The following is a 13,465-nucleotide window of genomic DNA, read 5'->3' as shown; positions in this document are numbered from 1 at the left end:
CCGCAGAACGTTATCTCGCCGCACCCCAGGGCGGCCGTTCCCATCGTGCTTTTCTGATCTAGGAGTCCATATTGGAACCCAGCAAGAGTATTGATTCAAGCGGCATGGATGAATTTGGCTACACCCAGACCCTCGACCGGAGCATCGGCAAGTTTGCCAGCTTCGCAGCGGGTGTCAGCTACATCTCCATCCTCACCGGTGTTTTCCAACTGTTCTACTTCGGCTTTTCCATGGCCGGCCCGGCGTACGCCTGGTCCTGGCCCATCGTGTTCGTCGGGCAGCTGATGGTGGCCCTCTGTTTCGCCGAGCTGGCCGGCCGCTACCCGGTTGCGGGCTCGGTCTACAACTGGGCCAAGCGGCTGTCCTCCGGAACCTCGTCCTGGCTGGCCGGCTGGCTGCTGCTGCTGTCCTCCATCATGGCGCTGGGCTCCGTGGCCCTGGCCCTGCAGATCACGCTCCCCCAGCTCTGGAAGGGCTTCCAGTTCGTCGGCGACGGCACGGGCCCCTATGACTTCGCGATGAACGGGGTGGTCCTGGCCACCATCATGATCACCATCTCCACCCTCATCAACGCGTTCGGCGTGAAGCTGATGACCCGGATCAACAGCATCGGCGTCTTCGTGGAGCTCATCGCCGCCGTGCTGCTGATCCTCGCACTGGCCTGGCACGTGGTCCGCGGGCCGGAGGTCTTCTTCCAGACCAACGGCTTCGGCGAGGGCCAAGACCTGGGCTTCTTCGGCGTCTTCCTGATCGGCGCCATGGCCTCCGGCTACGTCATGTACGGCTTCGACACCGCCAGCTCCCTGGGTGAGGAAACCAAGGATCCCAAGAAGACCGCGCCCAAGGCCATCCTGCGCGCCGTCACGGCATCATTCCTGCTGGGCGGGGGGATCCTGCTGTTCGGCATCCTGGCTGCACCGGACCTCACGGACCCGCAGATCGGCTCACCCGACGGCGGCCTGCAGCACATCGTGCTCTCCGTCCTGGGCGGCCCCTTCGGCAAGGCCTTCCTGGCCTGCATCGTGGTGGCCGTGGTGGTCTGCACCCTGGCCGTCCACGCCGCCGCCATCCGGATGATGTTCGCCATGGCCCGTGACAACAACCTGCCCTTCAGCCGGCAGCTGGGCAAGGTGGACCCGGTCCGCCGGACCCCCACGGTGGCAGCGATCGTCATCGGCGTCCTGGCGGTCATCCCGCTGCTGGTCAACGTGATGCAGCCGGCCATCTTCACCATCCTGTCCAGCATCAGCATCGTGCTGATCTACCTGTCCTACCTCCTGGTCACGGTTCCCCTGCTCCGCAATCGGATCCTGAAGAAGTGGCCGCTGGTCGCGGACGGTTCCGAGCCCGGGTTCAGCATGGGCAAATGGGGGCTACCCGTGAACATCCTGGCCGTCCTGTGGGGCGCCGCCATGACGGTTAACCTGGTCTGGCCCCGCCCGGAGATCTACAACTCGGTGCCGCCGTTCGAGTGGTACCTGCAGTGGGGCGGCGTATTCTTCGTTGCCGCCGTGGTGATTGGCGGGACCCTCCTGTACCGCCTGAAGATCCGCCACCAGACCGGGGTGCTGGCCGAGCACGCTGCCGCAGTGGCCGCCCATCCGTCGTCCAATGACCCGCGGTACGACGCGCAGGAGGAAGCGGTGCCGGCCAACGCGGTCATGGCAACCGAAGGCTAGCAGCGCCTCAGCAGAAAGGGTCGACGGCGGCACTCACCCGAGTGCCGCCGTCGACCATTTGACGTTCAGGGCGCCTGCACAGGGTCAGGGCCCGCGTCACACAACGGAACGGCCATCCGCTCCGGACCGCCAACGCCCTACCCTTGACAGGTGACATTGACTAAACTCCGCACCGCGTCAGCGGGCTCCCTCGCCGCAGCAGGCCTCCTGCTTACCCTCGCCGCCTGTTCCACGCCGGCCGCCACCCAGCCAAGCTCCTCCGCACCCGCGTCAGCGGCTTCATCGAGCGCCAGCGCCGCTTCAACCTCCGCCGGCCCCTGCGCCGGCGTGAAGGTCGTCGTCGATTCGGGCGCCCTGAAGCAGTCCGCCGCCGACACCTCCACCTGCGTGTCCGTGGACGGACCCACCGTGGCATCGGACGTGCTGGGCAAAGCCAACGTGAAGATCCAGGGCACAGCCAAGTACCCCACGAGCTTCGCGTGCCGCGTCAACGGCGTGCCCGCTGCGGACTTCGACATCAAGCACAAGGGCGGCACTACCCGCGAAGCGTGCGATGACACCAACACGGTCTCTTACTGGGCCCTCTGGGTGAAGCCCGCCGCCGGCACGTGGGCCTACGCGCAGGAAGGCCTCGACAGCCTCAAGCTCAGCCCCGGCGAAAGCCTTGAACTGCTCTACACCGTGGACAACGAACCGGCAGCACCCGCGTCATGACCTTCCGGCCCGCGCCGTTGCGCGCAGCAGCGGTTCTCGCTGCTGCGTTCATCGCGGCGCGGGTCGCCTACCGGGTCCTTTTCAACGGGACAGGTACCGGCAGCCCGGTCCTGCTGGACCTGCCGCCGCTGCGGCTTCCGGCTCCGTACGCCCATGTGGTGTTCCTGGGCCCGGTCACCGGTCCGGGGCTGTGGGCAGCGGTGCTGTCCGCATTGCCCATCGCCGCGACCATTCTCGCTTTCGGCCTGCTCAACGCCTGGGTGGATGTGTCCCGGGGCTTTGTCCGCCTGGCCCGCGGCGGCCCCCTGCAGGGCGTGGCGCGGATGCTGGTGGTGGCGTGGGCGGCGCTCCCGGCGCTGGCCGACGCGGTGGCCTCGGTTCGGTTGGCCTTCCGGTTGCGGGGCGAACGCTTCGGCCCGCGCGCCTTGGTGCCCGTGCTCGAACGGACCCTGGAACACGCAGGCCGCATTGCCGCGGCGCTGGAGCTGCGCGGCTTCGGCAGCCGGGCAACACACTCAGGAAATCACGACGACGGCGCGCCGCTTCTGGTGCGCGGTGCACAGTTCGGCGTCGCTGACACACGCATCAGGGTTGATTCGTTCGCGCCGCCCGCCGGGTCCGTCACGGTGATCACCGGGCCCACCGGATCCGGTAAGTCCACCATCCTGCGCGGCCTCGCGGGCCTCCTTTCGCACGTGGACGGCGGCGGGCTGTCCGGCACCGTACGGATTGCCGGGACGGACCGTGCCTCCGCTCCCCCGCGCGACACCGCGGGTTTAGTGGGCGTCGTCCTCCAAAACCCGCGCGCAGCCTTCGCCACCAGCCGGGTCCGGGATGACATCGCCCTGGCGCTCGAGCTCCGCGGCGTGCCGTCGGCCGCCGTGAAGGCCCGGGTCCTGGCGGTGGCGGAACGGATCGGGGTCGCCGCGCTGCTGAACCGGGAAGTCAGCACCCTCTCGGCAGGTGAAGCAACGCTCGTGGCCATCGCCGCCGCCGTCGTGGACCAGCCCAGGCTGCTGCTGGTGGACGAGCCGCTGGCCGACCTCGACGCCACGGCCCGCAGCCGCGTCATTGCGGCGCTCAGGACCCTGGCCCGCGAAGACGGCGTGTGCGTCATCGTGGCCGAGCACCGGGCCGGAGCGCTGGTGCCGGTGGCGGATTCCTGGTGGACCCTCGAGGACGGCGCCCTGGTGCGGGGCACCGCTCCCGCCCCCTCCGCTCCTGCCCATGCCCGGCCCGTTGTCTTCCCCGCCCACAGCCATGACCCCGTGCTGACGGCAACCCACCTCGAGGTGCACCGGAAGGGGACGCCGCTGGTCCGCGACGCTTCCGTGGCCCTGCATCGCGGCGAGATCGTGGCGCTGGTGGGGCCGAACGGGGCCGGGAAGTCTTCCCTCCTGGTGGCGCTGGCCCTCCCTGAAGCCAAAGGCGCGGTGGAAACGTCCGACGGCGGCCGGGTCGCCCTGGTGCCGGACGCCTCCGATGACCTTTTCACCCGGGATACCGTGGCGGGCGAGCTGCGGGCGGCGGAACGGCGGCTGGCGCGCAAAAAACACGGCGCGGCGGTTGCTGCCGGTGCCGCGGCGGCCCGCGTTGCCCGGCTTCGGGGAGACGTTCATATTCCGGTCGGGAACGGGCATCCGCGGGACCTCTCCGCCGGCGAACGCAGGATCCTGGCCATCGCCCTGCAGACCATGGACAGCCCCGGGGTGCTGCTGATTGACGAGCCCACCCGCGGACTCGATCCGGCCGCACGCGCAGCGGTGACGAACGCCCTGCGCACGGCGGCAGAGGACGGCGCGGCGGTCCTGATCGCCACGCACGACCTCGACTTCGCGCACGGCCTGGGTGCCCGCATCCTGCCGATGCGTGACGGCGTGGCACCATCCCTGGAACCTGTCGCTGCCCCGGAACCGTATGTCCCGGCACCCCCTCCCGCTTTTGCCGGAGCCCAGGCTGGGGCGTCCCCCGCTGAACAGGAAGATGTACCGGGCGCCACGAGTCCACACCGGGTCCGGATGCCGAGGGGCGCTGAACTCGCGGTCCTCGCCGTCGCCAACCTGCTCGCCCTCGCCGCGTTCTGCTGGCCGTTGCTTGCCGCGGCCCTCCCCCAGGACGCTGCCGCCGCAACCCCTTACGCGGCGCTGGCCATTGCACCCGTGGCCGCGGTCGCCGTCGTGCTTTCCCTGGACGGGTCGGTGCGTTCGGCACACACGGTGGCGCTGCTGGGCGTGCTGGCTGCCGTCGCTTCGGCGGTGCGGGTGGCGAGCACCGGCGTCGGCGGCGTGGAAGCGGTCTTCATCCTGCTGATCCTGGCGGGGCGTGCATTCGGTGCCAGGTTCGGCCTGCTCCTCGGGGCCGCCACGATTGCCATCTCCAGTGCGCTGTGGGGCGGGATCGGACCGTGGACGCCGTTCCAGGTCTTTGCCTGCGCGTGGGTGGGTGCGGGAGCCGGGTTGCTGCCCCGCCGGGTGCGCGGCAAGGCGGAGTTGTGGATGCTGGCCGCCTACGGCGTGGTGGCGTCCTACGTGTTCGGGCTGCTGCTGAACCTGTGGTTCTGGCCCTTCGCCGTGGGCGCCGGCACAGGCATTTCCTACGTTCCGGGCGCGCCGCTGGGCACCAACCTCAGCAGCTTCCTGCTGTACTCGCTGCTGACCTCGACGGCGGGCTGGGACACCCTGCGCGCCGTCACCACGGTGATCGGCATCGCGGTGGTGGGCCGGGCGGTGCTCGCCTCACTGCGGCGGGTGAAGCCGGTGTCCGGTGCGGGCGGGGCTGCCGGGGCGGACGGCCAGGCCGCCAGTGTGCCGTCACCGCTGGTGCGGGACCGGCGCCAGCTCACACCGTAACGCAGACAGGTTGCCTCCAGCCAACGAATTTGTGACACTGTTGTCCTCTGTTCCCCAGTGTTAGGCAATGTTTTGACGGGCATTTCAGGTTTCGCGACGCAATCCGCGCGCTGACACTTCCCTGATGCCCCAAGGGCCGGCAAGTTCAGCGCTTCACCCGCTGAAACCACCCGGAGCCCGATGCCGATCCACGGCTTTCTTTCCCCTGCACTGATTTCCTGCCCCGCAGCATACGCCTGCCCATGCCAGGCCGCCGTGGCCGCCCACCGCCACGCCCCGTCCGCCCTAGGACCCGCGCTCTACGGACCTGACCTTGGCGAACCGCGGCCCAGCCGCCCAACATCCTGTTTTGGGAGCACCATGCCTGCAACAAAAAATCCATCCATCGTCCTCACGGACGTGCATTTCCGGTGGCCGGACGGCTCGCCGGCTTTGTCCGGGATATCCGGGAGCTTCGGGCCCGGGAAAACCGGGCTCGTCGGAACGAATGGCTCCGGGAAGTCAACGCTGCTGCGACTCGTGGCGGGGACCCTCACACCGACGGCCGGCAGTATCACCACGGGAGCCGACGTCGGCTACCTTCCGCAGACCCTGACGCTGCACCACGATGCCACCCTGATGGAGCTGCTCGGGATCAAGGACAAAGTCCGTGCCCTGCGGGCTATCGAATCCGGTGACGCAGCGGTGGAGCACTTCGATGCGTTGGGCGACGACTGGGACATCGAGGCCCGTGCGGACGAGGCGCTGGAGGGGATCGGCCTGGCCGGCGTCGGGCTGGACCGGCGCGTGGGCGAACTGTCCGGCGGGGAAGCCATGCTGGCCGCCATCTCCGGGCTCCGGATCCGGCGCACCCCCATCACCTTGCTGGATGAACCGACGAACAACCTGGACCGCCGGGCACGCTCGGCGCTCGGACGCATACTGGCCGACTGGCCGGGCAGCCTGGTGGTGGTCAGCCACGACCTGGCACTGCTGGAACTCATGGACAGCACGGCCGAACTGTATGAGGGAGGGCTCACGGTGTTCGGCGGCCCCTACAGCGAGTGGCAGGCGTACCTGGACAGCCAGCAAGCCGCAGCCGCGCAGGCAACCCGTGCCGCTGAGCAACTGGTGAAGAAGGAAAAGCGGCAAAAGCAGGAGGCCGAATCGAAGCTCGCCCAACGGGCCAGGACGGGCCAGGCCAGCTACGACAATAAAAAGGGATCCAAGATCCTGATGAACCAGCGGGCCTCTGATGCCCAGGTCTCAGCCGGACGAATGCGTTCCGGCATGGACGCCAAAGTGCAGGCCGCGCAAGCGGCCCTGGACGCCGCCGCAGCGAGGGTGCGGGACCAGGAGCGGATATCCCTGAACCTTCCCGACCCGGACGTTCCGCGCGGCCGGCGGATCGCGGAACTGCGGGGCACCAACCGCTCCTTTGTGGTGCAGGGCCCGGAGAAGGTGGCCATCATCGGACCCAACGGTGCCGGCAAGACCACACTGCTGGAACGCTTGATGGGCGGTGTCCCGTGCATCGAGGGCGAAGCCGGTGGAAGCCTGCTGACGGACCGCGCCGGCTATCTGCGTCAACGGCTCGACGGGCTGCGGGAAGAGGCAACAAGCCTCGAAAACGTACAGGACGCCGCGCCGGACGTGCCTGCGGGTGATATCCGCAACCAGCTGGCCCGGTTCCTCCTCCGCGGCGACAGCGTGAACCGGCCGGTGCACACGCTCTCGGGCGGTGAGCGGTTCAGGGTTTCCCTGGCCCGGCTGCTTTTCGCCGACCCGCCGCCTCAAGTCCTGATCCTGGATGAGCCAACCAACAATCTGGACATCCGGAGCGTTGACCAGCTGGTGGAGTCGCTCGGGGCCTACGGCGGCGCCGTCATCGTGGTCAGCCACGATGACGCCTTCCTGGACCGGTTGGACCTGGACTTCATCCTCGGCATGGGACGCGATGGGTCGCTGACCGAACTGGCCTCGCTGCCTGGCGCGGAATGACAGGAGGCCGGGGCCGGCAGCGCGGTCCCCAGGGCCACAGCCAAACTCACACCTTGAAGTACTTGGCCTCCGGGTGGTGGAACACGAACGCGTCGGTGGACTGTTCGGGGTGCAGCATCAGCTCGTCGCTCAGGACCACGCCCATCCGCTCGGGCTTCAGCAGCTCGGTGACCTTGCGGCGGTCCTCCATGTCAGGGCAGGCGGGGTAGCCCAGCGAGAACCGGGCACCGCGGTAGTCCAGCTTGAAGTACCCTGCCGTGTCCTTGGGCTCCTCGGCGGCGAAGCCGAGCTCCTTGCGGATGCGGGCATGCCAGAACTCGGCCAGCGCCTCGGTGAGCTGCATGACCAGGCCGTTGAGTTCGTAGTAGTCGCGGTACTGGTTGGCCGCGAACATCTTGGACGTGAACTCCTCGATCTTGGAGCCGGCGGTGACCAGCTGCACCGGCAGCACGTCGATCTGCCCGGACTCGCGGGACTTCACAAAGTCCGCCAGGCACAGGTGCCGGTCGCGGCGCTGGCGCGGGAAATCGAACCGCAGGCGGTCGGTGCCAATCGGGCCGCCTGAACCACCGTCCGGGGCGAGCAGACCGGCCTGGCCCAGGACGCCGTCGGGATCCTCGCCGTGGTGCAGCACCACCACCTGTTCGCCCTCGGAAACCACGGGGAAGTAGCCATAGGCCACGGACGCGTCCAGCATGCCCTCGCCCAGGATGCGGTCCAGCCAGTAGCGCAGGCGCGGCCTGCCCTCGCGTTCCACCAGTTCCTCGTAGGAGGCCCCATCCTCGCCGCGGCCGGGCTTGAGGCCCCACTGGCCCATGAAGGTGGCGCGCTCGTCGAGGAACGCGGAGTAGTCGTGCAGCGAGATGCCGCGGACGATGCGCGTGCCCCAGAACGGCGGCACGGGGACGGGGTTGTCGGTGGCGACGTCGGACCGGCCGGGCATGGCCTCCGGCTCGGTGATGGTGAACTTCGCCCCGCCCTTGTGGATGCGCTTCTTCAACGGCGGCAGGCCGACGTCGTCCGGTGATTCACCGCGGGCCACGCGGACCAGTGGTTCCATGAGGGACAGGCCCTCGAAGGCGTCCTTGGCGTAGCGGACCACGCCGTCGAACTGCTCCGCCAGGTCCTGCTCCACGTAGGCGCGGGTGAGTGCCGCGCCGCCCAGGATGACCGGCCATTTCTTGGCCAGGCCGCGGGACTGCAGCTCGGCGAGGTTTTCCTTCATCACCACGGTGGACTTGACCAGCAGGCCGGACATGCCGATCACGTCGGCGTTGTGCTGCTCGGCTGCGGCGATGATCTCGGCGATGCCCTGCTTGATGCCGATGTTGATGACCTTGTAGCCGTTGTTGGTGAGGATGATGTCCACCAGGTTCTTGCCGATGTCGTGCACGTCGCCGCGCACGGTGGCGATCACCATGGTCCCCTTGCCGGAGGAGTCCGACTTCTCCATGTGCGGTTCGAGCAGCGCGACGGCGTTCTTCATCACCTCGGCGGACTGCAGCACGAACGGCAGCTGCATTTCGCCGGCGCCGAAGCGTTCGCCCACCACCTTCATGCCCTCGAGCAGGTGGTCGTTGATGATGCCCAGCGGGGTCATGCCTTCGCTGCGGGCCAGGTCCAGGTCTGCTTCGAGGCCCTTGCCTTCGCCGTCGATGATGCGCCGTTCCAGCCGCGCGCCGGTGGGCAGCGCCGCGAGTTCGGCGGCGCGCTGGTCCTTGAGCGCTGCGGTGTCGACGCCGGCGAACATGTCCAGCATGCTGGCGAGGGGATCGTAGGTGGTGTTGCCGTCGGCGTCGTATTCGCGGCGGTCCCAGACGAGGTCCAGGGCCACCTTGCGCTGCTCATCGGGCAGTGAGGCGAGCGGGACGATCTTTGCGGCGTCGATGATGCCGCTGGTCAGCCCCGCCTGGACGGCCTCGTGCAGGAACACCGAGTTCAGGACGATGCGCGCGGCGGGGTTCAGGCCGAAGGAGACGTTGGATACGCCGAGCGTGGTGTTGATGCCGGGGTATTTGGCGGTGATCTGGCGGATGGCCTCGATGGTTTCGATGCCGTCGCGGCGGGTTTCCTCCTGGCCGGTGGCGACGGGGAAGGTGAGGCAGTCGACGATTATGTCCTCGACCCGCATGCCCCAATCGCCCACCAGGGAGTCGACGAGGCGGGAGGCGATGGCCACCTTGCCTTCGGTGGTGCGGGCCTGGCCTTCTTCGTTGATGGTCAGGGCGATGACGGCGGTGCCGTGTTCCTTGACCAGCGGCATGATGCGGGCGAAGCGGCTGTTGGGGCCGTCGCCGTCCTCGTAGTTGACGGAGTTGACCACGGGGCGGCCGCCGATGAGTTCCAGGCCGGCCTGCAGGACGGGCGGCTCGGTGGAGTCGATGACCAGCGGAAGGGTGGAGGCGGACGCGAAACGGGAGACGATCTCCTTTACGTCCGCCACGCCGTCGCGGCCCACGTAGTCCACGCAGACGTCCAGCAGGTGCGCGCCGACGCGGATCTGTTCGCGGGCGATGTCCACGCAGTCGTCCCAGCGTTCCTCGAGCATGGCCTGGCGGAAGGCCTTGGAGCCGTTGGCGTTGGTGCGCTCACCGATGGCCAGGTAGGCGGACTCCTGGTCGAAGTTCACGTGCTGGTACAGGGAGGCGACGCCGGCCTCGCGCTCCTCGGGGATTCGTGCCGGTGCCGTTTTGTCCCCTGTGGTGGGCACGGCTTTGCTGCGGAAGGGGGCAAGACGTTCGACGACGGCGGCCATGTGTTCCGGCGTCGTACCGCAGCAGCCGCCCACCAGGCCCAGGCCGAATTCGCGCACGAACTGTTCGTGCGCGGTGGCGAGTTCGGTGGGGGTAAGCGGGTAGTGCGCGCCGTTGGCGCCGAGGATGGGCAGGCCGGCGTTGGGCATGCAGGCGATGGCGACGGAGGACTGCTTGGCGAGGTGGCGGAGGTGTTCGCTCATCTCATCGGGGCCGGTGGCGCAGTTCAGGCCGATGGCGTCGACGCCGAGCGGTTCGAGTGCGGTGAGGGCGGCGCCGATTTCGGATCCCATGAGCATGGTTCCGGTGGTTTCCACCGTCACCTCGACGAAGATGGGGAGGCGGATGCCGCGGTTCACGATGGCCTGTTTGCAGCCGTTGACGGCGGCTTTGGTTTGCAGGAGGTCCTGGCTGGTTTCGATGAGGAAGGCGTCCGCGCCGCCGTCGATGAGGCCCTCTGCCTGGAGGGCGAAGGTCTGCTTGAGGTAGTCGTAGCTGGTGTGGCCCAGACTGGGGAGCTTGGTGCCCGGGCCCATGGAGCCGAGGACCCAGCGCATGCGGCCGTCTGTTTCTTCCGCGGCTTCGGCGCGTTCGCGAGCGATTTGTGCGCCTTTTCTCGCCAGTTCCTCGATGCGGTCATCGATGCCGTAGTCCGAGAGGTTGGACCAGTTGGCGCCGAAGGTGTTGGTTTCCACGGCGTCGATGCCGGTGGCGAAGTAGGCGTCGTGGATATCCGCGATGACGTCCGGGCGGGTGTCATTGAGGATCTCGTTGCAGCCCTCGAGGTTCTGGAAGTCCGTTTCGAGCTGCAGGTCCCGGCCCTGCAGCATGGTGCCCATGGCGCCGTCGGCAATGACCACCCGGTGGTTCACGGCGTCCAGGAGTTCCTGGGAACGGGCTGGGCGGGGGACGGATTCGATGTCCAGTGCGAAACGAGGCATCTAATCAGGTTACGTGTGGGGGCCGGAACGTTGCGCTGTGTGTCCGTGTACTACGGGGAAGAAGCGGGCTCGTGATGTCTGGTCCCGCTTGGGAAGTTGGAGTTTACGCTACTCGCCTAGCGTCAAGTAGCCATCCGTCCGGTGTCAGACCAAGCTACTTTGGGTCTTAGTTTGCCCCGGCAACAGCGGGACGTCTTGGGGCTCTTCACGGTTTATTCGGCCCCGCTCGGGCGAACTGCGAAGAGCCCCAAGCCCCACACTCTTAGAGTGCTGCTGTTTGTCTTGCAACCAATCCAGGGCAGTGTGCCTTAAAGCAAGCACTCATAAGCACAATTTTGTCTGCTCAGGAAGAAACCGGGGGCATGACGCCACTCAGCAAAGTGGAACCCCGGAAATGAATTTGCTAGTTAGCGAGAAGATGAGACCGTAAAGCACAGCGCTTCAATCATACTTTTCATTTCAACATGCGAATCTCTGGGGTCGTAGGTAATCATCTCTATTCCATAATGTTCTTGAAAAAGACGCTGCAAATACATCGGCCCGTCAGATGGAGCTAGCCAATAATGGGCCCCAGCCCGACTAGCGCCTCCAAATGAATTTTCGAGAAGCAGCATCAAATCGGGATCCTGAAAAGAATAACCAATAAAAAGACATGTCTTCGTTAAGAAAATGGCCTCCATCACTCTATAAAGTTCTGCGGCCCTATGGCGGATCGTCGCATAGTCAGAGCGAGTAAGCACGATATTGCTGAGATCGTCAACGGTGCCGTGCGGCTTCACTAAAGCCGGTGTTCCGGTCCGCACGTCCGCGCCCAGATTAAGGTCGCCTGGCCGATGGACACTATAACCGTGATCACTTGCACGTTCTATCAGTCGGTCATAATTGGTAGTAATGATGAGAGAGGGAGCTAATTCGTTGATAATTTTTTCGTGCAACTGCGATGCCTTAAAAGGAGCACCAACTGCGCCGTCCGTTGCCGCGCGAATCATTGCCCTAAAGTCATGCTCCTTGCCCGCGGCCACAGCGCTTTGTTTCACAACCTCCGCAGCATCTAGAAACTGACCAAGTCGCACCAATTCATCAACCAGTTTCCTTTCATCCCCACTTGTAAAGGTCGCGCTGAGCTGCTCGATCAACTGCTTCCAGCCAAGAGGGCTAGAGTGACCGTTGGAAGCATTCCTGGATAGCCCCGCTCCAATGACCAAAGCCCAGTCTTCGGCAATGATGCGCTGAACGAGATTGTCCGGCCATTTTGTTAGCAGGCTGGCCGCTGACGCCGTAGCGATCGTCATCGCTTCAGTCCTGCGTTTTCAGCGAGGGCGTCACCTATGGACTTCAACTGATCAGAATAGGCGCGCTGCTGCGAAACTTGAGCACCGCGAACTCCGTCCTTGGGCGACAGTTCCAGTATGGGAGCGTGGACGCTTTGTGCTAGCGGGATCATGGAAAACATGTTGGGTACAACTCCAAGGGCAGGGTCGATCACGTCCGGCGCCGCAAACTTGGTCAGCATCCTTGCACGTTCCGGTATTTGAAGTTTGAAGCGGTCATAGGCTGCAACAGAGCGAACCTCGTTACCGGTTCGTTTGCTGACATACTGTTGGATCGTATAGCCCACAAAACCCTGCTCTATTCCTGATGTCTGAGGCAAATCTAGGACGCCTGGCAATCCAATGTTTTCACGAGTAACAGCTGCAATTGCAGCCTCGTAATCGTGCGTCCAACTATTGATCCACTCCGTGATGTTGTCTAGGGCGTAAAGGCTGAAGAGATCAGCGGCCATTGGCGTTACGAACTTGTCAGTGCCGATAAGCACAGAACGGTTTAGGGCACCTAGGCTTGGCCCGACGTCGAAGACGATCAAGTCGTAGTCGGTTGCCGCGACGAGGGCAGCGACCCATCTACTCCTCCTCGCGCCACCGAAACTTCCCGCTCTAAAATCAGTCCATGACTGGCTGAGCTTGTCTTCTACCGCTGACAAAGTCGGGTGACCTGCCAGAACGTCCACGCCAAACCGTTCGCTGCGATGGACAACGAAATCTGTATCAATCCCACTATCACCCGAGCGAATCTGCGTGAGGACTTTGAGAATTGTCTTCCGTTCCGAGGAACTTCGGTCCTCGTAAATGTCTAACCATTCTTCGTCCTGTAGCAGCAGCTGCGTAGCGTTGCACTGAGGATCGCAGTCAACAACGAGTGTCTTCAGATTGAAGTTACTAGAAAGATAATGCGCCATGTTACAAGCAAGAGTGGTCTTCCCGACTCCGCCTTTGTTATTGAAGAACGCCAATGATTTCATGTAGAGAACTTAGCCGATTCAATGGGGTTTCCTTCAATTACTGCGCCTCGTGTCCGCCCCAAGCCCCACTTCTAAACGTCCGCCGCCGGATCGGCGAACTGCGCCTCGTACACCCGCGCGTAAGCTCCACCGCAGCGAGCAGCGAAGCGTGGCTGCCCTGCTCCACAATCTGGCCGGCCTCCATCACCAAGATGAGGTCGGCGTCGCGGATCGTGGACAGGCGGTGCGCAATCATGGCCGGCATGATCAG

Annotated in this window: 7 protein-coding genes and 2 pseudogenes; 5 read left to right on the top strand and 4 right to left on the bottom strand. The window is 65.5% G+C overall.

What is annotated here, in order from left to right; all coding sequences use genetic code 11:
• The first annotated feature begins 104 nt into the window (after positions 1-104).
• The 5 genes and pseudogenes from J2T23_RS05520 to J2T23_RS19910 all read left to right on the top strand — a co-directional run bounded on the left by J2T23_RS05520 (position 105) and on the right by J2T23_RS19910 (position 7,222).
• A complete protein-coding gene (locus J2T23_RS05520; protein ID WP_307357873.1) occupies positions 105-1,679 on the top strand; it encodes an APC family permease in 1,575 nt (524 codons plus the stop codon).
• A 156-nt stretch (positions 1,680-1,835) separates the two neighbouring features.
• A complete protein-coding gene (locus tag J2T23_RS05515) occupies positions 1,836-2,393 on the top strand; it encodes a hypothetical protein (protein WP_141161439.1) in 558 nt (185 codons plus the stop codon).
• Positions 2,390-5,242 (top strand): ATP-binding cassette domain-containing protein, encoded by a 2,853-nt coding sequence (locus tag J2T23_RS05510; protein ID WP_307357869.1) that lies wholly within the window; start codon positions 2,390-2,392, stop codon positions 5,240-5,242. The genes J2T23_RS05515 and J2T23_RS05510 overlap by 4 nt, the downstream gene beginning before the upstream one ends.
• A 180-nt stretch (positions 5,243-5,422) precedes the next feature.
• A pseudogene (locus J2T23_RS19915) lies at positions 5,423-6,112 on the top strand (ATP-binding cassette domain-containing protein); the annotation flags it as partial.
• Positions 6,113-6,223: 111 nt separating this feature from the next.
• Complete coding sequence (locus J2T23_RS19910; RefSeq protein ID WP_442439570.1) at positions 6,224-7,222, top strand: ATP-binding cassette domain-containing protein; 999 nt, start codon at positions 6,224-6,226, stop codon at positions 7,220-7,222.
• A gap of 46 nt (positions 7,223-7,268) precedes the next feature.
• On the opposite strand, the gene metH is transcribed toward J2T23_RS19910, so the two are convergent.
• The 4 genes and pseudogenes from metH to J2T23_RS19870 form a co-directional block, all read right to left on the bottom strand.
• Positions 7,269-10,916: a methionine synthase gene (gene metH / locus J2T23_RS05500; protein WP_307357864.1), complete on the bottom strand. Its 3,648-nt coding sequence runs from the start codon at positions 10,914-10,916 to the stop codon at positions 7,269-7,271.
• Between the two features lie 407 nt (positions 10,917-11,323).
• Positions 11,324-12,208, bottom strand: a complete 885-nt coding sequence (locus tag J2T23_RS05495) for an SIR2 family NAD-dependent protein deacylase (RefSeq protein ID WP_307357862.1) — start codon at positions 12,206-12,208, stop codon at positions 11,324-11,326.
• Positions 12,205-13,215, bottom strand: a complete 1,011-nt coding sequence (locus tag J2T23_RS05490) for a ParA family protein (RefSeq protein WP_307357859.1) — start codon at positions 13,213-13,215, stop codon at positions 12,205-12,207. The genes J2T23_RS05495 and J2T23_RS05490 overlap by 4 nt, the downstream gene beginning before the upstream one ends.
• Positions 13,216-13,286: 71 nt before the next feature.
• Positions 13,287-13,450 (bottom strand): annotated as a pseudogene (locus J2T23_RS19870) (ABC transporter ATP-binding protein); the annotation flags it as partial.
• Between the last annotated feature and the right edge of the window lie 15 nt (positions 13,451-13,465).

Origin of the sequence: Pseudarthrobacter niigatensis, assembly GCF_030812615.1 — a bacterium.
GTDB classification, from domain to species: domain Bacteria; phylum Actinomycetota; class Actinomycetes; order Actinomycetales; family Micrococcaceae; genus Arthrobacter; species Arthrobacter niigatensis.
This window is presented reverse-complemented; position numbering and strand designations above follow the sequence as displayed.